The 22,833-nt window shown below is 71.3% G+C and carries 24 protein-coding genes; 7 read left to right on the top strand and 17 right to left on the bottom strand.

What is annotated here, in order from left to right; genetic code table 11:
- Window positions 1–125: 125 nt before the first annotated feature.
- The 3 genes from ACXKZB_RS04650 to ACXKZB_RS04640 all read right to left on the bottom strand — a co-directional run bounded on the left by ACXKZB_RS04650 (window position 126) and on the right by ACXKZB_RS04640 (window position 4,078).
- Complete coding sequence (locus ACXKZB_RS04650) at window positions 126–1,460, bottom strand: fibronectin type III domain-containing protein (protein ID WP_488824868.1); 1,335 nt, start codon at window positions 1,458–1,460, stop codon at window positions 126–128.
- Between the two features lie 248 nt (window positions 1,461–1,708).
- Window positions 1,709–3,508 carry a DEAD/DEAH box helicase gene (locus ACXKZB_RS04645; RefSeq protein ID WP_488824866.1) on the bottom strand — a complete coding sequence of 600 codons (1,800 nt, stop codon included), beginning with the start codon at window positions 3,506–3,508 and terminating at the stop codon, window positions 1,709–1,711.
- A 105-nt stretch (window positions 3,509–3,613) separates the two neighbouring features.
- A complete protein-coding gene (locus ACXKZB_RS04640) occupies window positions 3,614–4,078 on the bottom strand; it encodes a MarR family winged helix-turn-helix transcriptional regulator (protein ID WP_488824864.1) in 465 nt (154 codons plus the stop codon).
- Between the two features lie 96 nt (window positions 4,079–4,174).
- On the opposite strand from ACXKZB_RS04640, the gene ACXKZB_RS04635 reads away from it, so the two are divergent.
- Both ACXKZB_RS04635 and ACXKZB_RS04630 read left to right on the top strand, forming a co-directional pair.
- Window positions 4,175–6,379: an MDR family MFS transporter gene (locus ACXKZB_RS04635; RefSeq protein WP_488824863.1), complete on the top strand. Its 2,205-nt coding sequence runs from the start codon at window positions 4,175–4,177 to the stop codon at window positions 6,377–6,379.
- 76 nt (window positions 6,380–6,455) lie between these two features.
- Window positions 6,456–7,037: a TetR/AcrR family transcriptional regulator gene (locus ACXKZB_RS04630; RefSeq protein WP_488824862.1), complete on the top strand. Its 582-nt coding sequence runs from the start codon at window positions 6,456–6,458 to the stop codon at window positions 7,035–7,037.
- 136 nt (window positions 7,038–7,173) lie between these two features.
- Here ACXKZB_RS04630 and ACXKZB_RS04625 read toward each other — a convergent pair whose 3' ends face one another.
- Entirely contained in the window at window positions 7,174–8,034 is an 861-nt protein-coding gene (locus ACXKZB_RS04625; protein WP_488824861.1) for an SDR family NAD(P)-dependent oxidoreductase, read from the bottom strand.
- Window positions 8,035–8,130: 96 nt separating this feature from the next.
- Between ACXKZB_RS04625 and ACXKZB_RS04620 the strand changes: the two genes are divergently transcribed.
- A complete protein-coding gene (locus ACXKZB_RS04620; RefSeq protein ID WP_488825950.1) occupies window positions 8,131–8,697 on the top strand; it encodes a TetR/AcrR family transcriptional regulator in 567 nt (188 codons plus the stop codon).
- On the opposite strand, the gene ACXKZB_RS04615 is transcribed toward ACXKZB_RS04620, so the two are convergent.
- From ACXKZB_RS04615 to ACXKZB_RS04560, 12 genes are all read right to left on the bottom strand, one after another.
- The gene (locus ACXKZB_RS04615) at window positions 8,684–9,178 is read right to left on the bottom strand and encodes a flavin reductase family protein (RefSeq protein ID WP_488824859.1); all 495 of its coding nucleotides are present in this window, start codon (window positions 9,176–9,178) and stop codon (window positions 8,684–8,686) included. The two genes, ACXKZB_RS04620 and ACXKZB_RS04615, sit on opposite strands and share 14 nt — an antisense overlap.
- Before the next feature lie 14 nt (window positions 9,179–9,192).
- Entirely contained in the window at window positions 9,193–10,902 is a 1,710-nt protein-coding gene (locus ACXKZB_RS04610) for an MDR family MFS transporter (RefSeq protein WP_488824857.1), read from the bottom strand.
- A gap of 1 nt (window position 10,903) precedes the next feature.
- Window positions 10,904–12,238, bottom strand: coding sequence for an NtaA/DmoA family FMN-dependent monooxygenase (locus ACXKZB_RS04605; RefSeq protein WP_488824856.1), 1,335 nt, complete (start codon window positions 12,236–12,238; stop codon window positions 10,904–10,906).
- Window positions 12,235–12,957: a cysteine hydrolase family protein gene (locus ACXKZB_RS04600; RefSeq protein WP_488824855.1), complete on the bottom strand. Its 723-nt coding sequence runs from the start codon at window positions 12,955–12,957 to the stop codon at window positions 12,235–12,237. Before ACXKZB_RS04600 ends, ACXKZB_RS04605 begins: the two co-directional genes overlap by 4 nt.
- On the bottom strand, window positions 12,954–14,018 hold the full coding sequence (locus ACXKZB_RS04595) for an LLM class flavin-dependent oxidoreductase (protein WP_488824854.1): 1,065 nt from the start codon (window positions 14,016–14,018) through the stop codon (window positions 12,954–12,956). Before ACXKZB_RS04595 ends, ACXKZB_RS04600 begins: the two co-directional genes overlap by 4 nt.
- A 48-nt stretch (window positions 14,019–14,066) precedes the next feature.
- Window positions 14,067–15,212, bottom strand: a complete 1,146-nt coding sequence (locus tag ACXKZB_RS04590) for an ABC transporter substrate-binding protein (protein ID WP_488824853.1) — start codon at window positions 15,210–15,212, stop codon at window positions 14,067–14,069.
- A 184-nt stretch (window positions 15,213–15,396) separates the two neighbouring features.
- Window positions 15,397–16,239 (bottom strand): ABC transporter permease, encoded by an 843-nt coding sequence (locus ACXKZB_RS04585; protein WP_488824852.1) that lies wholly within the window; start codon window positions 16,237–16,239, stop codon window positions 15,397–15,399.
- Window positions 16,240–16,252: 13 nt separating this feature from the next.
- Window positions 16,253–17,080, bottom strand: coding sequence for an ABC transporter ATP-binding protein (locus ACXKZB_RS04580; RefSeq protein ID WP_488824851.1), 828 nt, complete (start codon window positions 17,078–17,080; stop codon window positions 16,253–16,255).
- A gap of 173 nt (window positions 17,081–17,253) precedes the next feature.
- Window positions 17,254–17,667, bottom strand: coding sequence for a hypothetical protein (locus ACXKZB_RS04575; RefSeq protein WP_488824850.1), 414 nt, complete (start codon window positions 17,665–17,667; stop codon window positions 17,254–17,256).
- Window positions 17,668–17,711: 44 nt separating this feature from the next.
- Entirely contained in the window at window positions 17,712–18,134 is a 423-nt protein-coding gene (locus tag ACXKZB_RS04570) for a hypothetical protein (protein ID WP_123313176.1), read from the bottom strand.
- Complete coding sequence (locus ACXKZB_RS04565) at window positions 18,131–18,736, bottom strand: nucleotidyltransferase domain-containing protein (RefSeq protein WP_488824849.1); 606 nt, start codon at window positions 18,734–18,736, stop codon at window positions 18,131–18,133. Before ACXKZB_RS04565 ends, ACXKZB_RS04570 begins: the two co-directional genes overlap by 4 nt.
- Window positions 18,737–18,809: 73 nt before the next feature.
- A complete protein-coding gene (locus tag ACXKZB_RS04560; RefSeq protein WP_488824848.1) occupies window positions 18,810–19,568 on the bottom strand; it encodes an SDR family NAD(P)-dependent oxidoreductase in 759 nt (252 codons plus the stop codon).
- Window positions 19,569–19,636: 68 nt separating this feature from the next.
- On the opposite strand from ACXKZB_RS04560, the gene ACXKZB_RS04555 reads away from it, so the two are divergent.
- A complete protein-coding gene (locus ACXKZB_RS04555) occupies window positions 19,637–20,230 on the top strand; it encodes an acyl-CoA-like ligand-binding transcription factor (protein WP_488824847.1) in 594 nt (197 codons plus the stop codon).
- A gap of 84 nt (window positions 20,231–20,314) precedes the next feature.
- Here ACXKZB_RS04555 and ACXKZB_RS04550 read toward each other — a convergent pair whose 3' ends face one another.
- Entirely contained in the window at window positions 20,315–21,256 is a 942-nt protein-coding gene (locus ACXKZB_RS04550) for an aldo/keto reductase (protein ID WP_488824846.1), read from the bottom strand.
- A 108-nt stretch (window positions 21,257–21,364) separates the two neighbouring features.
- Between ACXKZB_RS04550 and ACXKZB_RS04545 the strand changes: the two genes are divergently transcribed.
- From ACXKZB_RS04545 to ACXKZB_RS04535, 3 genes are read left to right on the top strand one after another with little or no spacing between them, the layout of a single operon-like run.
- Window positions 21,365–21,955 (top strand): TetR/AcrR family transcriptional regulator, encoded by a 591-nt coding sequence (locus ACXKZB_RS04545; RefSeq protein WP_488824845.1) that lies wholly within the window; start codon window positions 21,365–21,367, stop codon window positions 21,953–21,955.
- Between the two features lie 40 nt (window positions 21,956–21,995).
- On the top strand, window positions 21,996–22,409 hold the full coding sequence (locus ACXKZB_RS04540; RefSeq protein WP_488824844.1) for a VOC family protein: 414 nt from the start codon (window positions 21,996–21,998) through the stop codon (window positions 22,407–22,409).
- Between the two features lie 28 nt (window positions 22,410–22,437).
- Window positions 22,438–22,833 (top strand): arsenate reductase ArsC, encoded by a 396-nt coding sequence (locus tag ACXKZB_RS04535; RefSeq protein WP_123313169.1) that lies wholly within the window; start codon window positions 22,438–22,440, stop codon window positions 22,831–22,833.

Raw genomic sequence — 22,833 nt, 5'->3', positions numbered from 1 at the left:
GGACCGGCTGAGGGAGCGCCGACACTCCAAGATTTCGGAACCTCGGGCCCGCCCGCCGCACCCGCGACACAGGACGGGGTGGGACGCGCCGTTGCGTCCCACCCCGTCCTGCCTCGGTCTGCCGGTCAGATCACCAGCAGCCGCGAGTACTGCGCCGACGACAGCTGCTGCGCAGCCCCGCCGGAGGCCGGCACGCGCCACAGCCCGGCCGAGGGCCCGCTGTCGACGTCCAGGAAGACGTCGCCGTCGTCGGAGGCGGCGCCCGTGTTCGGCCCGCGCGACCCGGCCGTGATGCCGGAGACCGCCACGGTGGACGTCCCACCGGCCCCGACCACGAGCTTGTCCGGGATCGTGCGGTCGACCTTGCAGCCGGTGTGGCTGGTCGGGTACTCGGCAGGGGCGGCGCACCACTCGGCGGACTGCAGCAGCGAGAACCCGTCGGCGTTCGCGGCACCGTACTCGAACGCCAGCCGCGGCTCGATGACGCTCGGTGCCGTGGCACCGGGCTTCAGCAGGTACCAGGCCCACGACCCGGCGGCGCCGGGCGAACGGATGTCGAGGTAGACGTTGCCGTGCGAGTCGGCCAGGACAGCTGCGGGGTACCCGATGCCGAGACCGGACGTCGAGGTGAGCGAGCGGGGTGCGATGCCGGTGCCCTTGACGTACGTCTTGCTTGCGGGCCCACCGAAGACGACGACCTTGCCGTCCGGGGTGACCGTCCAGTAGCGCTGGTCGCTGCCGCTCGCCGTGCCGCCCAGGTCGAGCACGGTCGTCGCGGTGGAACTGCCGACGGGGAGCTTCTGCACCGCACCCGTCACGGAGTCGATCCAGTACAGGTTGCCGGCGACGTCGGAGCGCAGGTCGGGGGTCAGGTGCAGCCCGGTCGCCAGCGTCCGCGTGGCACTGCCGTCGGCGGGGTGGAACAGGATCGAGGTCAGGTCCGCCGAGGGGGTGAACACGTCACCGACGTCGTCCGCGGCGAAGCCCGTCCCGTTCGCGGCGACGACCTTCCCGGTGCCGGAACCGTCCTCGGCGAACCGCACGACGTTGCCGGACGCGTCGAGGGCGAACAGCGACTGCGTCGTGTCGACCACGGACGGCGTGGTGTAGCGGACCAGGGTCGTGCGGCCGGTCTTCTTCGCGCCGATCGCGCGCACCGAGAAGCGGTAGGTCGTCTTCGGCGTCAGGTCGCCGAAGCGGTCGGACCGCGCCTTCGCCGGCAGCCGGTCGACACCCTGGTCGGGCTGGTGCTGCGCGGGGGAGATCGTGACCTTCCAGCCGGTGACCTTCGCGCCGGACTTCGGGGGACCCCAGGTCACGGTCGCGCTGTCGCCGGCTCCGGTGACCCGGACGGCGGTCGGCGCGCCGGGCGCGGAGGACGAGGGGGCAGCCGTCGCCGGCGCCACTCCCCCGATGACGAGCGCCGCCGCTGCTGCGACGGTGATGAGTGCTCGGTACACGTTCGTTCCCCTGCCTTCTCCGCGGCTCCCTGCGTCACGGCTTCCGGTATCACAGCACCGCCCGGGCACCAGGGGAACCGGTCCGGGCGTGATGTGCGGTTCCCCGCACCGCAAGCGTGGGGACGCAACGGCCGCCGTCCGGGGCGACCCACGGCACGAGACGCGACCGGACGACGGACGGGAGGCACGGTGCCAGCCGGCACCATGCCTCCCGTCACAAGGGGGTCGCGTCCAGGACGCGGCTCGCGTCAGTAGCGCGGCTTGCGCTCCGGACGGTCGTCGCGGGGCGCGCGGTCGCGGTCCTCGTACCGGCGTCCACCACCGCGGCGGTCGGGCTTGATCTCGATGAGCTTGCCGCTGATCCGGGTGTCGGTCAGACGGTCGAGCACGCCACCGTCCATGTCGGCGGGCAGCTCGACGATGGAGAAGTCCGGCTGGATGCGGATCGCGCCGAAGTCGTCGCGCCGCAGGCCGCCCTCGTTCGCGAGCGCGCCGACGATCTGACGCGGCTCGACACGGTGCCGACGACCGACCTCGATGCGGTAGGCGGTCATGGGCTGCGAACGACGGGGGCCGCGGTCGCGGTCACCGCCGCGGTCGCTGCGCGGGGCACGGTCGTCGCGTCCGCCGCGGTCGTCGCGCTCGCCACGGCGGGCGTCGCGCTCCATCTGCGTGCGGAGGGCGTCGTCGGCTGCGGTCAGGAGCAGCGGCGAGTCGCCCTGCGCCACGACGGCGAGGGCGGCGGCGACGTCGTCCGAGGGGACGTCGTGGTGCTCGACGTAGTGGGCGATGACGTCGCGGAAGGCGGCGATGCGGCCCTGGTCCTCGAGCGCCGTGGTGATCGCGTCGTCGAAGCGGGTCAGGCGCGTCTCGTTGACGTCGTCGATGGTCGGCAGCTGCATCTGCGTGAGCGGCTGCTTCGTGTGGCGCTCGATCGCGGAGAGCAGGCGACGCTCGCGGGGGGTCACGAAGCTGATCGAGTCACCCGAGCGGCCGGCACGACCGGTGCGGCCGATGCGGTGCACGTAGGACTCGATGTCGACCGGGATGTCGTAGTTCACGACGTGGGTGATGCGGTCGACGTCGAGGCCACGGGCGGCGACGTCGGTCGCGACCAGGATGTCGAGCTTGCCGGACTTCAGCTGGTTGACGGTCCGCTCGCGCTGGGCCTGGGCGACGTCACCGCTGATGGCGGCTGCGGCGTACCCACGGGCGCGGAGCTTCTCGGCCAGGGTCTCGGTCTCGCTCTTGGTGCGGACGAAGATGATCATGCCCTCGAAGTCCTCGACCTCGAGGATGCGGGTGAGCGCGTCGACCTTCTGCGGGTAGGAGACCATCAGGTAGCGCTGCGTGATGTTCGCGGCGGTCTTCGTCTTGGTCTTGACGGTGATCTCGGCCGGGTCCGTCAGGTACTGCTGCGAGATGCGGCGGATCTGCGCGGGCATCGTCGCCGAGAAGAGCGCGACCTGCTTGTCGTCAGGGGTGTCGGCGAGGATCGTCTCGACGTCCTCGGCGAAGCCCATCTTGAGCATCTCGTCGGCCTCGTCGAGCACGAGGTACTTCAGCTCGGACAGGTCGAGCGTGCCCTTCGCCAGGTGGTCCATGATGCGACCGGGGGTGCCGACGATGACGTCGACGCCACGGCGCAGGGCGGAGAGCTGCACGCCGTACGCCTGGCCGCCGTAGACGGGCAGGACGTGGACGTTCTTCATGTGGGATGCGAACTGCTCGAACGCCTCGCACACCTGCAGGGCGAGCTCACGCGTCGGCGACAGCACGAGCGCCTGGGGCTTCTTGCTGCCCGAGTCCATGCGGGACAGGATCGGCAGCGCGAACGCCGCGGTCTTGCCGGTACCGGTCTGCGCCAGGCCGACGACGTCGCGGCCGGCGAGCAGCGTGGGGATGGTGGCTTCCTGGATGGCGGAAGGGGTCTCGTACCCGATGTCCTTGACGGCCTTGAGCACAGCGTCGCTCAGGCCGAGATCGGCGAAGGTCACCACGGGCCCCTCGTCGGTGGTCTCGGTGGTGGTGGCGGTGTCCGTGCTCATACACCAACGGTATCTCGAATGCACGCACCGCAGTGACCGGAGGGCGTGCGGACGGGAGGCGCGGGGCGGGCCCGACCCGTGCCTCCCGGTCCCGTCGTGGTCACGTCACGGGCGTGTGGTGCCGATCCCGAGGACCGCGTCGGCCCGGTCGTTCAGCCGCGTGAGCATCTCGGCGAGCGAGCGCAGCTCGTCCGAGGCGAACTCCTCGGTCAGGTCGTCGAAGACCTCGGCGCCGGCCGCGTCGAGCTGGTCGAGCAGTCGCCTACCCGCGGGTGCGAGGGACACGAGTGTGGCGCGGCCGTCGGCGGGGTCCGGCGATCCGACCAGGTGCTCGGCGTCGATCAGCGACGCGACCCGGCGACTGATCACCGGGCGGGACAGCCCCGTCGCGTCCGCGATGGCGGTGGCCCGGACGGGTCCGTGGCCGGCGACGGCCCGCAGGATCACGCGCGCCGTCGGGTCGAGTCCCCCGCTGGACTCGATGAGCGAGGAGCGCAGGGTCTGTCGGACCCACAGTCGGTCGAGCTGGGATCGCAGGAGTCGCTCGGCAGCGTGCCGGTCGTCGGACATGCGCTCAGCGTAGCGGCCACATTTAGTTGCTTGTCGGAAGCAACAGATGTATCGTTGCGCGGTCTGCAAAGTTACACAGCACGAAAAAGGAGTTCGATGACCGCCACCGCACCCGTCCAGGTGCAGCACGGTCGGCACAGCGCCGAGGCCCCAGCAGCCTCCGGCGGTACCGGCCAGCAGCCCCTGATGACCCACCGACAGATCCTCCTCGTGATCTACGGCCTGATGGCGGGCATGTTCCTGTCGTCCCTCGGCCAGACGGTGTTCGGCACGGCGATCCGCACCATCGGCGACGACCTGCACGGCCTCGACCAGCAGGCCTGGGTCACGACCGCCTACCTCATCACCTCGACGATCGCGACGCCGATCTACGGCAAGCTCTCCGACATCTTCGGCCGCCGACCGCTCTACATCTTCGGCATCGTCGTGTTCATCCTCGGCGCCGTCCTGTCGTCGATGTCCACCTCGATGCTCATGCTGGCGGCCTTCCGTGCCGTGCAGGGCATCGGCGCCGGTGCGCTGATGTCGCTGCCGCTGGCGATCATGGGCGACATCCTCGCCCCGCGCGAACGTGCCAAGTACCAGGGGTACTTCCTCGCCGTGTTCGGCATCTCGTCCGTCATCGGCCCACTCATCGGCGGCCTGCTCGCCGGTTCCTCCGAGATCCTGTGGATCACCGGGTGGCGCTGGGTCCTGCTGATCAACGTGCCGATCGGCGTCGCGGCGCTCCTCATGGTCATCGTCTTCCTGCACCTGCCGAAGGTGCACAGTGCCGACGACGCGAAGCCCAAGGTCGACTGGTGGGGCGCGACCGCCGTCATCGTCACCCTCGTGCCGCTCCTGCTCGTCGCCGAACAGGGCCGCATCTGGGGCTGGGGCTCCCCTGCCGCCATCGCCTGCTACGTCGTCGGTGTCGTCGGCCTGATCGGGCTGCTGCTCATCGAGTCGAAGATGGGCGACGCGGCGATCATCCCGCTCAAGCTGTTCCGCTCGGGCACGTTCTCGATGGCGACCGTCATCGGGTTCCTGGTCGGCTTCGCGATGTTCGGCGCCATGCTGACCATCCCCCTGTACCTGCAGATCGTCGTCGGGCTCACCCCGACCGAGTCCGGCTTCGCCACCCTGCCGCTCGTCGGTGGACTGATGATCGCCTCGATCACGAGCGGTCAGATCGTCGCCCGCGTCGGCCGCTACCGGATCTTCCCGGTCATCGGCACCGCGCTCGTGTCCGCCGGCTACGTCGTCCTGACCTTCATGTCGATCGACAAGCCGCTCTGGTTCCTGATGATCGGCATGTTCCTCATCGGTCTCGGACTCGGCTCGGTCATGCAGTCCCTCACCCTGGCGTCGCAGGGCTCCGTCGAGGCCCGTGACATGGGTGTCGCCACGTCGTCCGCCACGTTCTTCCGCCAGATCGGTGGAACGCTCGGCACCGCGGTCCTGCTGTCCATCCTGTTCTCGGTGATGCCGGCGAACATCCTGCACGCGACCGCGAACGAGAAGGACCTCGGCCCCGCACTCGACGCCGCGCTCAACCCGACCGTCGCCAGCGCGAAGGCGAACCAGGGCGCGATGGACAAGATCTGGACGCCCGTCGTCACACCGCTGACGAAGACCGTGCAGTCGCAGCTCGACGGTGCCTCCGCGAAGGCGACGCAGGCCGCCGACGCCGCGGTCACCGAGCAGGTCACGGCAGCCGTGCAGCAGCAGGTCGCCGCCGGTGCGGTCCCCGCAGCCTCGGCCCGGTCCGTCATCGACCAGCAGGTCGCCGCGGCGACGCCGGCGGCCGAGCAGTCCGCGCTCGAGCAGGTCGCCGACCAGGCACACGCCAGCGTGCAGGACGGCACCGTGTCCGTCGACTGGTCGAACGCCTCGCAGCGCTCCTACTGGGTCAACGAGCTCACCCCGGAGCTCGCGAAGAAGATCGACGACGGCAACACCACGAGCGACAGCGCCACCAGCACGAACGACACCTCGTTCCTGACCGGTGCCGACAGCCGCCTGACCCGGCCGTTCATGGCGGGCTTCAACGCCTCGTCCGTGACGATCTACTGGGTCGGCCTCGGCGTGATCCTGCTCGCGTTCGTGCTCACCTGGTTCTTCCGGGTGCCGCCGCTGCGCCAGCGTTCCGCCCTGCAGGAGCGCGCCGACATGTCCGCCGAGGCGCAGCTCGAGGCGGAGGCCGGTGCTGCCGCAGCCGACGCCGGCTCGTTCACCGGTCCGATGACCGGGTCCGTGCCGACCGGCTCGGTGCCCACCGGCTCGGGCTCGACCGGATCCACACCGACGCACCGTCGGTGACCGACCGGGGCGTCCGTCCGTGCCCCCTTTCCGGGCGGGCGCCCCTCCCACCACCCCGACCACACCAGGAGTCCCCGTGATCACCACCCCGGCAACGGCAACGGAGCCGTGCACGCTGCGTGAACGGAAGAAGCAGCAGACCCGCCAGGCGTTGCACGACGCAGCGCTGACCCTGGTGTCGGCGCACGGACTCGACGGCGTCACGGTCGAGCAGATCTGCGCCGACGCCGACGTCTCCCCGCGCACGTTCTTCAACTACTTCTCGTCGAAGGCGCACGCCGCACTCGGGCTCGACTCGGTCGAGGTCCCGGAGCACTCCGCGGTGTGGTTCGCCGAGGCTCAGGGCGGCCTGGTCGACGACCTGTGCTCCCTGGTCGCGGCGACCGTCCCACTCTCGCAGGACCGCCGGCGGATGAAGGAGCTGCTCGTGCTCCGGCCCGAGATGTCGTCGATGGTGATGCAGTGGATGGCCGAGTCACGCCAGTCCCTGCTCAGCGTCGTCGGCACCCGCACCGACGAGCAGACCGCACGCACAGCCGTGACGCTCGTGATGTCGGCGCTCAGCGAGGCTGCCCACCGCGACTCCGTGCGGAGCAACGACGAGCTCGCCGTGCGACTCCGGGCCGTGGTGCGCGAGATGGCGGCGCTGGCCGCCTGACGCTCTCGGGCCGGCCGTCCCGCGCGCACTCGGTCGTTTCGGGCGTACCGGGTCAGAAGTTCTGACCAGGTACGCCCGATTCCGCTTCCCACCGAACGCGTTCTGGGAAGGAACGCCGCGCCGCGGGCCCGCCTGCTCAGGAGTGGGCGAGCGGATCGAGCTGCTCGGGCGTGACGTCGGCGGCCGCGGTGGAGCGACTGAGCGCCTCGGATTCCTCGTCGCGCGCGAGCAGCTCGCGACCCGCCGCGGTGCCGTGCTGGAACGCATCCGGGCCGACCAACAACCGGAGCGGCGGCTGGTCCATCTCGACGACCCGCAGCACGAGCTCCGCGACGAGGTCCGGGTCGCTGGCACCGATGGCTGTCCCCTCGTGCAGGCGGGCCGATGCGCCGACGGTCGACCGGTACTCGGGCCGGACCGGGGCAACCTGCATCGACGAACCGGCCCAGTCCGTCCGCATCCCGCCGGGCTCGAGGACGGTCACGCGGACGCCGAGGGGTTCGACCTCCTTCGCGAGCACGGACGAGAAGCCACCCACCGCCCACTTCGCCGTCTGGTAGGCGCCGAGGCCCGGCGTGGCCATGCGACCACCGACCGAGGAGACCTGCACGATGTGCCCGGCGCCCTGTGTGCGCATGACCGGCAGGGCGGCCTGCGTCAGCGTCACGACCCCGAACAGGTTCGTCTCGACCTGCGCACGGAAGTCGGCCGGATCGACGTCCTCGATGCTGGCGAGGTTGGCGTACCCGGCGTTGTTCACGAGGACGTCGAGTCGCCCGAAGCGATCGACGGCGGTACGGACGGCCGCACGTGCTGCGGCCGGATCCGTGACGTCCAAGCGGACGCTGACGAGGGTCCCGCCCTCTGGGACGACCAGGTCGTCGAGTGCACGTGGGTCACGGACGCCGGCGACGACGTCGTGGCCGGCGCCGAGCGCGGCGCGGACGATGGATCGACCGAGGCCGCGGGAGGCGCCGGTGACGAGGAAGACGGACACGATGGTTCCTAACTGACTGGTTGGTTGACAGTCTTCAGGGAACGCCATCCGCGCGCAGTTGTCAACCACCCGGTTGATACGATGGCGGGCGTGCCGATGCCACGAGATGCCGACGCCACTCGCGCGAGACTCCTGCTCGCCGCGCGCGACGAGTTCGCTGCGGTCGGGATCGCGGGTGCCCGCGTCGATCGGATAGCGGCCGCCGCCGCGAGCAACAAGGCGCAGATCTACCACTACTTCGCCAGCAAGGACGGCCTGTTCGACGCGGTCTTCGACGCCATGGTCGCCGAGACGCTGGACGAGGTGACGATCGATCCGGCAGACCTCCCCGAGTACGCCGGACGATTGCACGACTCCTACGTCCGGCGGCCCTGGGTCCAACGGCTCGCGACGTGGTACCGACTCGAGCGCGGCGACACGCAGCACCCCATCGACGCGGTCGTGCGGAGCAACACGGCGAAGCTCGAGGCGATCGAAGGTGCGCAGCGCGACGGCCTGCTGTCGACCGCGTTCGACGCCGCCGAACTGCTCGGCCTCGTGATCCACACGGCCGCGCTCTGGAGCGGCGCGACCCCCGAGTACGCCCGGCTCACGGCCAGCGCCTCGGCTGCCCGCCGCCGCGCGGTCGTCGTGCAGGCGGTGGCCGCGATCACCGCGGGCTGAGCCGCCGAGCGGGCCGGTGCCAGACGAGCGCGGCGTTCGCGGCGTCGCGGGCGAAGCGGAGCACCCGCAGCACCACGATGTCGTGGTCGCCGGCCCGGTGGACGGCCTCGACCGAGCACTCCAACCACGAGTGCGCACCGGCGAGCAGCACGGCCCCCGACCCGGTGTCGACGTGCGGCACACCGACCAGTCGCTGCGCCCGGTCGCGGGAGGCCAGCTGCCGGGTCTGTTCGGCGTGCCCCTCGGCGAGGACCGAGATGCCGAGCACCGGCGCCGCCGCCAGGTCGGGCCAGGTCGTCGACGAGTGCTGCACGGCGATCGTCGCGAACGGCGGGTCGTAGGAGACCCCGACGGTGAACGAGGTGGCCACCATGACGACCGGGGCGCCCGCCACCCGGGCGGCGATGGCCGCCACCACCGAGGGGATCTCGGCGATCGCCTCGCGGATGTCGAGCGGGTCGCCGACGAACTCGTGCTGCATGGGGGTTCCTTCGTTCAGGAGCGGGCGAGCAGGGAGCGGGCACGTCGTTCGTCCGCACGCATCGCGGCGACGAGGGCGTCGGGCCCGGGGAACGTGCGCTGCCGACGGAGCCGACGGCCGACGGTGAGCTCGACGGGGGTGCCGTACAGGTCGCCGTCGAAGTCGAGCACGTGGATCTCGACGGTGCGCGGCCGGTCGGCGAAGGTGCTGTTGCTGCCGATCGACACGAGGGCCTCGCGCGTCCCGGACCACGCCGGCGCGGTGAGCCACCCGACGTAGACGCCGTCCGACGGCACCGCCCGGCCGTCGTCGGGCAGCAGGTTGGCGGTCGGGAAGCCGAGCCCGTGGCCGATGCCGGCGCCGTGCACGACCGCGCCGGTGAGGACCGCCGGTGCCCGCTTGGGCAGGGAGACCGCCGCCACGAGCGCCCCGAGTGCCACCAGCGCCAGGGCGCCGAGGGCGACCGCGTCGGTCGACACCGCGAGCAGCACGGCGGTGACGGTGCTACCGAGGACGGCACCGAGCTGCTTCACGGTGTTGAAGGTGCTCGACGCCGCACCGATGGTCGTCGGTCCGGCCCCGAGCACCGCTGCGAGCGAGAACGGTGACCAGACGAACGCGTTTGCGACCCCGAAGCCGGTGAACGCCGCCGCAACCGCCCAGAGCGGAGCCGACGTCCCGATGAGCACGGCGGTGAGCGCCACCGATGCGACGAGCAGGACGGCACCGATGGTCGCAGTCGCTCGCGGGCCGGCGGTGTTCGTCGTGCGGCCGACGAACGGTGCGGCGGCCAGGCAGGCGATCCCCATCGGCACGAGCACCAGGGCGGCTGCGCCGGCGCCGAGTCCGCGTCCGTCCTGCAGGTCGAGCATGAGCGGGATCGGGGCAGAGCCGACGCAGAACGACGCGGCCGTCGCTCCCCACGAACCGGTCACGAACCCGCGGTCGCGGAAGAGCCCGAGCGGGACGAGTGCCCGGTCGCCCGCTCGGCGCTGCACCGTGAGCACCGCGGCGACGACGAGTGCGCCGAGCACCACCAGACCGACCCGCGGCAGGGGTGCAGCGAGCACTCCGTCACCGGTCCCCTGCACACCGACGACCACCGCGAACACCCCGGCCGTCACCCCGACGACGGCGAGCACCGGCAGCGGCACCGCGATGCGTCGGGACACGGGTACGAAGCGGAGCACGGCGACGGCGGTGACGATGCCGACGGGGACGTTCACCAGGAAGACCGACGGCCACCCCCACGCCTCGACGAGCACGCCCCCGACGATCGGGCCGGCGACGGTCGCCGCGCCACCGCCGGCGCTCCAGATGGCGAGCGCGACGGCGAGCCGCGGCGGGTCGAACAACGAGCGGATGACGGTCAGGCACTGGGGCGTCAGCAGCGCGGCGCCGACGCCCTGCAGGGCGCGCCAGACGACGAGTGCACCGATCCCCGGCGCGAACGCGCAGCCGACCGACGCGACGGTGAACACCGCCAGCCCGAGCAGGTAGACGCGGCGGTGGCCGAAGCGGTCGCCGAGCCGTCCGGCGACGAGGAGCGGCACCGCGAACGCGAACAGGTAGGCGCTGTTCACCCAGACCGACAGGGACGCGTCGGTGCCGAGGTCGCTGCCGATGTCCGGCAGTGCGACGGACACGATCGTGCTGTCGAGCAGCAGCATGAAGAAGCCGAGGCAGAGCCCGCCGAGCGCGAGCCACCGACGGGCCGGGGTCACCTCACACCGCCAGGTTCTCGCGGAGCGTCGACCCCGGGTACCGCGGCGCCAGGGCACCGCGGGCACGCAGTTCCGGCACGAGGAGCTCGCTCAGGTCGGCGAACCCGGTTGGCATGCCGAGCGGGCTGGACAGCATGTAGCCGCCGCGTCCGCCGGTGGCCGCGAAGTTCTCCTGCAGGGCGTCGGCGACCCCCGCGGCGTCGCCGACCAGCATGTGGTCGAGGCCCGTCGCGGCACGCCAGCCGTGTTCGAAGAAGTCGTCGCGGTCCATCGTGTGGTCCTCGCCGAACTCGGCGACCAGGCTGCCGACCAGGCCGGCCGGGCTCGCCTGCGCGGCGACGATCTCGTCGCGCAGCTCGCCGAGCCGGAACGTCTCCGGCAGCGTGGAGAAGTCGTAGCCGGCGTTGTGCGAGATGAAGGTGCCGACGGCCTCGCGGTTCCAGAACGACAGCAGCGAGTCGCGGCGGGCGGCGGCCTCGGCGTCGGTGGCGCCGACGATGACCTGGGTCGCCCAGAGGATCCCGACGCCGGACGGGTCCCGACCGACGTCGGTGAGCGCTGCGTCGAGCGCGTTCCGGTGCCGGAGCTGTCCGGCGACGCTCGACCCGAAGCCGAACACCAGGTCGGCGAAGGACGCACTGGCGGCGATGCCGCGCGGCGAGTTGCCGGCCTGCACCACCACGGGGTGCCGCTGCGGGCTCGGGACGCTCGCGAGCGGGCCACGGACCTTGAAGAAGCGGCCGTCGTGGTCGATGGGGTGCACCCCGGCCGGGTCGGCGAACCGTCCGGTCGAGCGGTCGCGGACGATCGCGTCGGGGGCGACGGAGTCCCAGAGCGCACGGCAGACGCCGATGAACTCCTCCATCCGTTCGTACCGCAGGTCGTGGTCGATGAGGTGGTCCGACCCGTAGTTCGCTGCGTCCGCCCCACGCGACGAGGCGACGACGTTGAACGCCATGCGTCCGCCGGTGACGTGGTCGAGCGAGTTGAGCAGCCGGGCGACGGAGAAGGGGTGCGTGAACGTCGACGAGTAGGTGAGCCCGAACCCGATGTGCTCGGTGACGGTGGACATCGCGGCGATCACGGGTGACATGTCCTGCCGGGGCCACTGGATGCCCCACTCGACGGCCGGGTCGATGCTGCCGCGCCACGTGCTCGGCACTCCGGACCCGTCGCCGAAGAACAGCATGTCGACGCCGGCACGTTCGGCCGTGCGGGCCACCTCCATGTACATGCGGACGTCGGGGAAGTCCTGGCCGACCCAGCTGCCGGCCGCGGCCCACCGGCCCTCGGTGTGGGTGAAGGACAGGTCGTAGGCCAGGTGCATGCCGCTCATCGGGCACCCACCGGCGAAGCGGACGCTGACGACGGCGCAGACGCGGACACAGACGCAGCCGCGCGCCACAACGCCGCCGTCTCGTCGGCGTCGGTCACGACGCCGACGTTCAGGTCGATCAGGGTGAGCGCGGCGTCGTGCACGTCGGTGTCGTACGCGGCGGTGGCGTCCTGCGGGACCACCACGGGCCAGCCGAGCTGCATCGCGTCCTGCGCGGTGGCGAGGACGCAGCACTCGGTCGTGAGTCCCACGACGGCGACCCAGCCGATCCCGGCGGAGGTGAGCCGGGCCTCCAGGTCGGTGCCCAGGAACCCGCTGTACCCGCGCTTCACGACGCGGGTCTCACCGGGCGCTGGCGCCGTGCGGTACCACTCGGCGCCCTCCGTACCGATCCGGCAGGGCTCGTCGTCCGGCATGGGTCCGTCCGGGTCACCTCCGCGCAGCCACGTGCTGGAGCGCCACGGCCGGGCCGGGTCGCTGCCGAGTTCGACCCAGACCACGGGGACGCCCGTCGCGCGGGCCTCGTCGACGAGCGAGCCGATGCGGGTGACGGCGGCGTCCACCGCAGCGGACGCGCGGTCGTCGAGTCCGTACGGGGCGATCCGCGTCGGTTCGCCGAAGTCGCGCTGCACGTCGACGACGACGAGCGCGGGGCGGAGCGGAGCGGACGCCAACTGCGTGAGCCGCGGGTCGCGACCCGCGTCGACTCCCCCGGTCACCGGACGACCGCCGCGTCGTGCTGGCGGAGCGCGGGCAGGACGGTCTCGCCGAACAGCACCATGTCCTGGTCGTACTCGGGGAAGATCAACATCAGGCCGTCGAGCTCGCCCCGGTCGACGATGTACTCGAGGTGCTCGGTGACGGTCTCGGCCGACCCGGCGACGTACGCGGTCTGGAACGCGTCCTCGCCAGCGGCTCCGTCCGCCCACGCCCGCGCCTGCTCGGCGGGGACGCCCCACGACGCCCGCATCGAGGCCAGCGCCTGGCGGTCGACGCCGGCACCCCACTCGCGCACCTTCCGCTGGGCGGCGGCGTCGGTCTCGCCCTGGACCACCGTGAGCATCGAGTACGTGCGGCATTCGCGGCCCTCGGCGGCGGCGCGGTCGTGCACGTCGCGGGACAGCTCGCGCATCTCGTCGAGGCTGTCGGCGGCGAGGAAGGCGCCGTCGGCGTGCTTCGCCTGGAACGCCCTGGCCGCCTCGGACTTGCCGGCGCTGATGATGGTCGGGCGCGATACCGGGTGGGGGCGGGATTCGCACGCGTCGAGGTCGAAGTACGGCGTGTGCATCGTCACGCTGTCCTCGGTCCACAGGCGCGTGACCGCCTCGGTCCAGAGTTCCGTCATCCGGTACCGGTCGGCGTGGCTGAGGGCCGCGTCCCAGATCCCGAACTGCTCGAACTCCGCCGCGTAGGCGCCGTTGACGATGTTCATGCCGGCCCGGCCGCCGGAGATGTCCTGCAGCGTCGTGTACATCTTGGCGGCGACCGCCGGGTTGTGGACGTTGGCGTGCATCGTCGCCCAGATCTTGACCCGCTCGGTGGCCTCGGCGATCCCGGCCATCATCGTCATCGACTCCAGGGACCGGCCCCAGTGGTCCGTGGAGCCGCCGAAGCCGCGCCACTTCGCCATCGACATCACGAAGTCCAGGCCGATCGTCTCGGCGTGCAGCGCCGCGCGCTTGTTCCAGGCGTAGGTCGCCTCGGGGTGGGGTGCCGTGGTGGAGAGCATCCACCCGCCGTTGCCGATCGGGAGGAAGATCCCGTACTCCTTCGCGGGCATCTCACGCCGCCTTTCTGGTCGTTGCGGAACACTCGGTGACGATGGGGCTCACGGTGCGGGCCACACGGTCTCGCCGTCCTTCGTGATGGCGTCGATGTACTCGTTCGTGAACCAGCTCTTCGCGTCGTCGGCGGTCACGGAGCGCTTGACGATGTCGAACTGGTGCAGCATGTCGACGAGCTTCGTCACGTTCTCCGGGTCGATGCCGCCGAGCGGCTGGTCCGGCGTCGGGTTGTCCGCGATGACCTTCGTCTCGGTCGTCCAGATCTTGGTGTTCTGGGCCGTGTCGTAGGTGGCGCCGGACAGCTTCGCGGCGTACCCGACGCACTGCTTCGTCTTCGCCTCGCTCGCGGAGCAGAAGTCGTAGGCGTGCAGGGCTGCGCGCAGGACGTCCTCGACCGCGGTCGGGTGCGCCTTCGCGAACGCCGGGTTCACGGCCATGGCGCCGATCGACGAGGGGATGTCGTAGTCGACGGGCTGCCAGACGGTGACGTCGTCACCGGCGGCCTTGAGCAGGTTCGGCTCGTTCGACACGAAGCCGGTCAGCGCCTCGAGGCCGTTCTGCTTGCGGGGCAGGACGGACGGGTCGTAGCCCTCCTTGACGAGCGTGAGGGAGTCCCAGTCCACACCGGCCTTCTCCATCATCGCCCGGACCGACGCGGGGACGTAGCCCTTGTGGCCGACGACCTGGCCGTCGAGCTGCGGCAGCTTCGTGATGTCCTTGTTCGTCATCAGGACGTCGAGGCCGGCGTTCGAGTACGACGAGATCCCGGTGATGTCGATGCCGTTCGCGCGGGCCTGGATGAGGTCCTGCTCGGCGACGGCGGAGACGGTGGCCTGGCCGCTGGCGAGGAGCTTCGTGTTCTGGGCGGTGTCACCGGATCCGGGCTTCAGCGTCACGTCGAGGCAGAGGTCCTTGAAGTACCCGAGCTCGTCCGCCGCGATGTACTCGAGGATCGACGCCGACGACTGGTACTGGTACCCGGACAGGTAGGTGATCGTGCCGGCGTCCTTGTTCTCCTTGCACCGCTCGGCCGAGATCGCGCTGCCCTCGGACGAGGTGGTGCCGGCGCTGGAGCCGGTGCTGCAGCCGGTCAGCGCGAGGGCGACGACGGCGGCGGCGAGGGCCGCGAGTGCGGCCGTGGTGCGGCGCGTGGTGCGCCGCGTGCTGTGGTGCGTGGTGCTGTGCTGCATGGTCACTCCTGTAGGAAGGGATGGGTGGTGCAGGGTGGGGCGGTGCAGGGCAGGTGCGGGTGGGGCGGTGGGTCGGCTGGCGTCGGCCTGGAGGCGCGGCTGACGTCGCGCGGGCAGGCTCGCGCCGGTGGGTGGTGCGGCAGGGCCGCGGGGCGGCCGCGTGGTGCGGCCGGCGGACCGCGGGTCAGTCGTTCGCGGTGCGGTGCCAGTGCAGGACGCGACGCTCGACGAGGGTGATGAGTCCGAGCAGGACGACACCCATCACCGCGAGGATCGCGATGGCGGCGTAGACGACGGCGAGCTGGTTCATTGCCGACGCCGTGCTGATCACGGTGCCGAGTCCCCCGGTCGATCCCGAGGCGGAGAGCTCCGCGACGACCGCGCCGATGATCGACAGCGGGAACACGATCCGGAGGGCTGCGAACACGAACGGCAGGGCGTTCGGGATCCGCAGGTGCACGAGCATCTCGAACCGGGACGCGTCGATCGTCCGGTACACCTGCAGCACGGGTTGCGGCACGGACCGCAGCCCCGCGGCGGTGTTGATCAGGATCGGGAAGAAGCAGATGAGCGCCGTGATGACGAGCTTCGGCAGCGGCCCGAACCCGAACGCCACGACCAGGGCCGGGGCGATCGCGACGAGCGGCGTGACGTTCAGCACGATCGCGATCGGCATGACCGCGCGTCGGACGATCGGCAGCTCACTCGTCAGCACCGCGAGCACGAACGCGGCGAGGAACCCGATGGCCAGGCCGACGAGCGACTCCGCCAGGGTGATGCCGGCGTTCTGCAGGTAGTACGGCAGCTGCGTGGCGAGGGTCTCCCCCACCGTGGGCAGCGGCGGCAGCAGGTACGGCATGGCCGTCGCACCGATCTGCCAGAGCACCGCCAGGACGGCGAGCATCACGACGAGGGGCGACCAGACGGTCGGTCGGAGCCAACCGGGCACGGATCGGCGGGCGGTGCGCCGCTCGGCGTCGGCCGTGGTGACGGTCGCGGCGGGCGTCGAGGTGGTGGTCGCGCTCATGGTCCCGTCTCCCTCAGGCCGCATCGGCCGTGCGCCAGGCACTGTGCAGGCGGGTCCGGACGAGGTCTTCGTACTCGTGGAACCGCTGCTCCTCGAACAGGCGTTGGTTGCGCGGGCGGGGCAGGTCGATGTCGATGACGTCGACGATCCGGCCGGGGCGCGGCGCCATCACGACGACGGTGTCCGACATCCGGACGGCCTCGGACACCGCGTGCGTCACGAAGAGGACCGTCGTGCGCAGCTCGTCCCACAGGTCGAGCAGCTGGTCCTGCAGGCTCTCGCGGGTGAACTCGTCGAGCGCTGAGAACGGCTCGTCCATCAGCAGTACATCGGGGCGCAGGCCGAAGGCCCGGACGATCGCGGCACGCTGCTGCATGCCGCCGGACAGCTGCGCGGGGAGCTTGTCCATCGCCTCGCCGAGTCCTGCCATCCGCAGGAGCTCACGCATGTCCGGACCGGCACCGGTGCCGCGCTCCTCGAGGTCGTCGATGGCGGCACGACGTCGGCCGGCGCCGGGGTTCACGCGGGCGGCGAGGGAGACGTTCTGCAACACGGTGAGCCAGGGCAGCAGCGCCGGCGTCTGGGGGACGAGCCCGATGAGCTTCGCCGCGCACGCCTGCGCCGGGGTGACCCCGTGCACCCGGACGTCACCGCGGTCGGCGGGCTCGAGCCCGGCCACGAGCCGGAGCAGCGTCGACTTCCCGCAGCCGCTCGGGCCGATGAGCGACACGAACTTGCCGGGCTCGATCGTCAACTCGACGTCGTCGAGCGCGACCATGGCGCTCGGGCCGCTGCCGTACACCTTGCGCACCGCGTCCACGCGGACCGCTGATGTGGTCATCCGTTCCTCCATACCGTCGGCGAGCACGCATGCTCGATCTCGTATGGCGGAGAGCGTGCGTCGCGAGCTCGGGTGGTCTGCGACGCGGAAATCCGCTGCTGGTGACGACGTTAGGACGCCCGTGTTACGGCGTCGGACCACATGTGTTGCGAATGTGTGAACGAGTGCGCGGGTCAGCGTGGCGTGGGTACCGCGGTCTGCCCGTCCCACACGAGCACCTCGACGCCGAGGTCCTCGGCGGCGACCGCGACCCACCCGGCGAGCGCCCTCGCTGCGGGCTCGGCGACGACGAGCACGGCACGCTCGACCCCGGGGACCGACCGCCGCAGCCACAGCAGCTTGAACAGGTCCGCCATCACCTTGTTGCGCCAGGCGGGCTTGTAGGCGCCCAGGTTGGCGACGAGCTGCACGACCACGCGGTCGGCGCCGTCGATGCCCTCGACCTCGACCCGGGCGCGGTCGAGGACGACCGTGCGCGGACGGAGGACGAGTCCGAGAGCGGCCCCGGTGTGTTCGAGCATCCGGCGTTCGACGGAGTCGGGGGCGAACCGGCCCCACTCGGAGCGCGCGGCGGGGACCTCGGTCATGTCGGCAGTGTAGGCGGGCCAGCCGCTCCGGATCGACCGGCGCGTCAGACCGACCGCGCGGCCACCTCGAGGGCCTCGGCCGCTTCCCCGGCGCGCACGATGTCGCTGTCGCTGACCGACCGCGCGTTGTACTCGGCTTTGGTCTTCACCGCCAACAGCACCTCGAGGTGCTTCGCGACCGACTGTCCAGCAGCCGCACGCAGCACGGGTACCGCTTCGTCGTGTGCTCCCGATCGCGAGTACTCGCCGGTCCGAGCGACGCAGATCGCGTCAGCCGCGGCGATGCCGCTGAGGACGCACTGCGTGACGAACGCGTTCGCGAACTGCGATCCGGCAGTGAAGACCCCTGCGTCACCGCCGAGCGCGCGGAGGGCCTCTGCAGCTTCGAGGAACTCCGTCGCCTTGGCGAGCCGGCCCCTCCGGAACGACTCGTCGCCCGGTGCGGTGGTGCCGATTCGCGGGGTCATCCAGTCAGGGTACGGAGCTTCCGGGACAGCCATCGACCATCGCCTGCGATGGGAATACCGTCCCGGGCAACCGATGCGAGGAGCGGGTCGGTGCCGTCGATCTCGTCCTCGTCGAAGAGGACCGGCCGCACGGCGTTCCCGGCCCACCGACCGGCCGCACGGCACAACGCGTGGATCTGGTCCTCTGCCTCCGCACGTCGGCCGTGCTCGACGATGAAGCAGACATCGAGGTCGCTGTCCGGCCGCATCTCACCACGGGCGCCGGATCCGAAGAGCGCGGCGTACCGGAGGGGGATCGATCGACACCCCGATCGGAGTCGTTCGAGGAGCGCGCGCCGGAGATCGGCCAGAGCGGTGATCGCATCGGCGGCGAGGTGTTCCCGGTTCAGGCTGAACGACTTCGTCCGTCCGGTCCGGTGCCCGTCGACGACACCCTGCTCGACCAGCCGATCCGCACTGTTCCGGACCCCGGCGTACGACCGGTCGGGCACCAGGCGGCAGATGTCCGCGATCGTCATCGGTCCTGGCGCTCGTGCCAAGACGGCGAGCACATCGCCGTCCACGGAGGTGGTCACCGTCGCGAAGGGGGACTGCAACTGCATCGGAACCTCCGATCGGATACGAGTAGAAATCTACCACTTCCAGTAGATTTCTACTCGTATCTGAGCATTTTCGTCAGACGACCGACCACCCGCCGTCACTCGGCAGCACGGCGCCGTTCACGTTGGCGGAGTCGTCGCTGAGCAGCCAGGTGATGGCCGCGGCGAGCTGTTCGGGCTGGGCGACCGGCGGGATCGCGACCTGCATGATGGGGCCCACTCGGCTGGCGGCGTACTCGCTGCGCATCGGCGCCTCGATGTTCGTCGCGACCGCACCCGGCGCGACGGCGTTGGCACGGATGCCCTGCGGCCCGTGGAAGAACGCGACGCTCTTGGTGAACCCGGCGATCGCGTGCTTCGACGCCGTGTAGGCGGCGCCCGCAGCCGAGGCGCGGAGTGCGGCCTCGGACGCGACGTTCACGACGGCGCCGCGACCGGCGGTGATCATGTGCGGCAGGACGGCGCGGGTGAGGCGCATCGGCCCGGTGACGTTGACGCTGAAGACGCGGTCCCAGGTGGCGTCGTCGACCTCGCTCGGCGGCAGGAAGGCGTCCATGATGCCGGCGACGTTCGCCAGGCCGTCGATCCGCTCACCCGCGGCCGCGATGAGCGCGTCGATGGTCTCGGTCGCGGCGACGTCGCCGACGACGGTCTCGAGCTCGAGGCCGTCGAGTTCGGAGCGGAGCGCGTCGAGGCGTTCGGCGACGACGTCGGTCGCGATCACCCGCCCGCCCTCGGTCGCGATGCGCGTCGCCGTGGCGCGTCCGATGCCGGAACCCGCCCCGGTGACGATGATGGTCCTGCCGGTGAACCGTCCGGCGGTGGTGTCGGTCATGTCGTCTCCTCACTGAGAGGCGCTCGCTGCGCCACAATGGTTATAGCACTCAGTGCCGAAAGGACTCCATGAGCTCGACGAGCGACCAGGCGGCGAGCGACCGCCCGACGGGACGCCCCCGCACGATCGACCCCGACGCGGTGTCCCTCGTGGCGCTGCGCCTGTTCGACGAGCAGGGCTTCGACGCCGTGTCGATGGACGACGTCGCCACGGCCGCCGGAGTGAGCCGTCGATCGTTGTTCCGGCTGTTCCCGAACAAGGCGGCACTCGTCTGGGGCGGGCTCGACGAGTTCGCCTCGCGGTTCGGTGACGCACTGCGGGAACGGCCGTCCACGGAGTCGTCGTCCGTCGCACTGCGCGCCGCGTACCGGATCGGCGCGACCTTCCCCGACGACGCCGTGGAGGTCACCCGCCACCGCCTCCGCGTCATCCGCGCGAACCCCTCGCTCGAACACGTCGGTGCAGCCACGGTCACGACCCTGACCGACGAGATCGTCCGGTTCGTGGCCGAGCGGGACGGCGCGACGCCCGACGACCTGGCGGTCACGGTGCTGGCACACGCCCTGGCGGCCGCCGCGAGCGCCGCCCTCACCTGGTGGGCGCTGCACGGCGACGGCCGTCCGGAGGACGTCGTGGACCGCGCACTCGCCCTGCTCGCCTGAGACGCGCTCTGGACGCGACCACCGGACGGACTGGAGGCCCGTGGCGGGCGTGCCACGGGCCTCCCGTCCGACACCCGGCCGGGTTCAGCCCATCGCGCGCTTCCCACGGACGTCGCGCGACAGCGCGTCGATGCGCGCCACCTCGTCGTCAGTGAGCCGCACCTCGGCGGCTGCGACGTTCTCGGCGACGCGTCCGGGGTTGCGCGATCCGGGGATCGGGACCAGGTCGGCGCGCTTCGCCAGGACCCAGGCCAACGCGAGCTGCGAGAGCGAGACACCCTTCGCGTCGGCGATCTCGGTGAGTGCGGTGACGACGGCGACGTTCGCGTCGAAGTGCTCCGGCGCCCACCACTCGAGCTGTTGGCGGATGTCGTCGGCCGCGTACGCGCTCGCCGGCTGCACGGCACCGCTCAGGAAGCCGCGCGCCAGCGGCGAGTAGGCGACGACGCCGATGCCGAGCTCGTCGACGAGGGGGAAGAGCGCCTCGGACTCCCGCGAGAAGACGGAGTACTCGGTCTGGAACGCCGAGATCGGGTGGACCGCATGCGCCCGGCGGATCTGGTCGGCATCGGTGTTCGACAGGCCGAGGTACCGGACCTTGCCGGCCTGCACGAACTCCTGCATCACGCCGACGACGTCCTCGATCGGGACGGCCGGGTCGTGGACGTGCTGGTAGAGCAGGTCGATCGAGTCGGTGCCGAGGTTCTGCAGGCTCGCGTCCACCACCTGGCGGATGTGCTCCGGTCGGGAGTCCGGTGCGTACGCCTCGGGGGTGAACCCGAACTTCGTGGCGATCGTCACCTCGTCGCGAATCGGGGCGAGCGCCGCGCCGAGGAGCCGCTCGCCGGTCCCCCAGCCGTACAGCTCGGCCGTGTCGAAGTGCGTGACGCCGAGTTCGTGTGCGTGCCGGATCGCGGCGACGGACTCGGTGTCGTCGCCGGGTCCGTAGGCGAACGTGGTGCCCATGGCGCCGTAGCCGATGGCGCTGACGGTGAGGCCCTGTCGGCCGAGGGTGCGTTGCTGCATGGTGCCGTCCCTTCGTGACGTGTGGTGGTCATGCGAGTGGCACTGTACGCCACGATTGTCAGAGTATGACAACTTGGACTGAAGATGACGTCGCGGTACGATCGGCCCGTGAGCGACGTGCGAACCGGCCTGCGGGACATCACCCGCGACGCCGTCCGCGCGCGCATCGCCGCCGTGGCACTCGGGCGGTTCGACACCGACGGGTTCGAGAACGTCACCGTGGAACAGGTCGCCGCTGAGGTGGGGATCTCGGCGCGGAGCTTCCACCGGTACTTCCCCGCGAAGGAGGACGCCGTCATCGGCGACCCCGCGCGACACCGGGACGCGCTCGCCGAGGCGTTCCGGTCGCGGTCGACGACCCAGCCGGTCTGGCCCGCGCTGCGCGAGGCGTTCGCCGAGATGCTCGAGCGCGGCAGCACCGACGACCCCGAGACCGGACGACGATCCGTCCGCGTGATGACGAGCACGGCGTCACTGCGCGCACGGAACCTCGAGAAGCACCAGGCCTGGGCGGACGTCCTGACGCCCCTCGTCGTCGAGCAGCTCCACGGGCCCGACGCCGAGCTGCGCGCACGAGTCCTCGTGCAGGCGGCCCTCGGTTGCTTCGACGTGGCGATCACCATCTGGGCCTCGGGCGACGACCCCGACGCGGCCGCGATCCTGCGACGCGCGTTCGACGGCATCGCCCCGAGCGCCTGACGAGCGGACGCGCGCCGTCGTCCGGCGGTATCGTCCGGGCATGAACGTCACCGGACCGTCGCCGTACTTCCAGTTCGCCGGCACCGCCAGGCAGGCCCTCGAGCACTGGCGAGGGGTCTTCGGCGGCGAGGTCCGGATCGCGACCTACGCCGACTTCTCACGGACCGACGGCCCCGCCGACGCAGTCGCCCACGGGCAGCTCACCGGCGGACTCCAGCTGTTCGCCGCCGACGCGAGCGAGACCGACGAGCCGTTCGCAGCGACCGGATTGCTGTTCTCGCTGCTCGGCGCCGACGAACCCGACGTGCTGCGACGCTGGTTCGACGCGCTCGCCGAGGGTGGCACGGTGGTCGACCCGCTGCAGCAGCGACCGTGGGGCGACTGGGACGGCACCGTGCGGGACGCGTTCGGCGTCACGTGGCTCATCGGGTTCGAGGCATCAGCACTGGGGTGATGGGCGCCGCCGCTGGGATGATGGGCGCATGACCGAGCACCCGACCGTCCTGTTCGTGTGCGTCCACAACGCCGGACGCTCCCAGATGGCCGCGGGGTGGCTGCAGCACCTCGCCGGCGACCGCGTCCGGGTGTTCTCCGCCGGCAGCGAACCCGCCGACCAGGTGAACGCCGTCGCCGTGCAGGCCATGGCCGAACAGGGCATCGACATCGCCGCCGCCCGACCGGCGGTGCTCGAGACCGAAACCGTGCGTGAGTCGGACGTCGTCATCACCATGGGCTGCGGTGACGCCTGCCCGGTGTTCCCCGGCAAGCGCTACGAGGACTGGGACCTCGACGACCCGGCAGGGCTCGCCATCGAGCAGGTCCGGCCGATCCGCGACGACATCCGGTCGCGCGTCGAGCAGTTGATCGCGTCGCTGTAG

The organism is Curtobacterium sp. ABR8 (assembly GCF_057812125.1).
This window is presented reverse-complemented; position numbering and strand designations above follow the sequence as displayed.

Bases quoted from the DNA above. Each gene is read 5' to 3' on its own strand.
- ACXKZB_RS04570 (WP_123313176.1), bottom strand. From the start codon at position 18,134: ATGACCCCGCGAATCGGCACCACCGCACCGGGCGACGAGTCGTTCCGG.
- ACXKZB_RS04580 (WP_488824851.1), bottom strand. From the start codon at position 17,080: ATGACCACATCAGCGGTCCGCGTGGACGCGGTGCGCAAGGTGTACGGC.
- ACXKZB_RS04540 (WP_488824844.1), top strand. From the start codon at position 21,996: ATGAACGTCACCGGACCGTCGCCGTACTTCCAGTTCGCCGGCACCGCC.
- ACXKZB_RS04585 (WP_488824852.1), bottom strand. From the start codon at position 16,239: ATGAGCGCGACCACCACCTCGACGCCCGCCGCGACCGTCACCACGGCC.
- ACXKZB_RS04640 (WP_488824864.1), bottom strand. From the start codon at position 4,078: ATGTCCGACGACCGGCACGCTGCCGAGCGACTCCTGCGATCCCAGCTC.
- ACXKZB_RS04560 (WP_488824848.1), bottom strand. From the start codon at position 19,568: ATGACCGACACCACCGCCGGACGGTTCACCGGCAGGACCATCATCGTC.
- ACXKZB_RS04645 (WP_488824866.1), bottom strand. From the start codon at position 3,508: ATGAGCACGGACACCGCCACCACCACCGAGACCACCGACGAGGGGCCC.
- ACXKZB_RS04615 (WP_488824859.1), bottom strand. From the start codon at position 9,178: ATGCAGCACGAGTTCGTCGGCGACCCGCTCGACATCCGCGAGGCGATC.
- ACXKZB_RS04565 (WP_488824849.1), bottom strand. From the start codon at position 18,736: ATGCAGTTGCAGTCCCCCTTCGCGACGGTGACCACCTCCGTGGACGGC.
- ACXKZB_RS04590 (WP_488824853.1), bottom strand. From the start codon at position 15,212: ATGCAGCACAGCACCACGCACCACAGCACGCGGCGCACCACGCGCCGC.
- ACXKZB_RS04555 (WP_488824847.1), top strand. From the start codon at position 19,637: ATGAGCTCGACGAGCGACCAGGCGGCGAGCGACCGCCCGACGGGACGC.
- ACXKZB_RS04605 (WP_488824856.1), bottom strand. From the start codon at position 12,238: ATGAGCGGCATGCACCTGGCCTACGACCTGTCCTTCACCCACACCGAG.
- ACXKZB_RS04620 (WP_488825950.1), top strand. From the start codon at position 8,131: ATGCCACGAGATGCCGACGCCACTCGCGCGAGACTCCTGCTCGCCGCG.
- ACXKZB_RS04575 (WP_488824850.1), bottom strand. From the start codon at position 17,667: ATGACCGAGGTCCCCGCCGCGCGCTCCGAGTGGGGCCGGTTCGCCCCC.
- ACXKZB_RS04635 (WP_488824863.1), top strand. From the start codon at position 4,175: ATGACCGCCACCGCACCCGTCCAGGTGCAGCACGGTCGGCACAGCGCC.
- ACXKZB_RS04595 (WP_488824854.1), bottom strand. From the start codon at position 14,018: ATGCCCGCGAAGGAGTACGGGATCTTCCTCCCGATCGGCAACGGCGGG.
- ACXKZB_RS04535 (WP_123313169.1), top strand. From the start codon at position 22,438: ATGACCGAGCACCCGACCGTCCTGTTCGTGTGCGTCCACAACGCCGGA.
- ACXKZB_RS04550 (WP_488824846.1), bottom strand. From the start codon at position 21,256: ATGCAGCAACGCACCCTCGGCCGACAGGGCCTCACCGTCAGCGCCATC.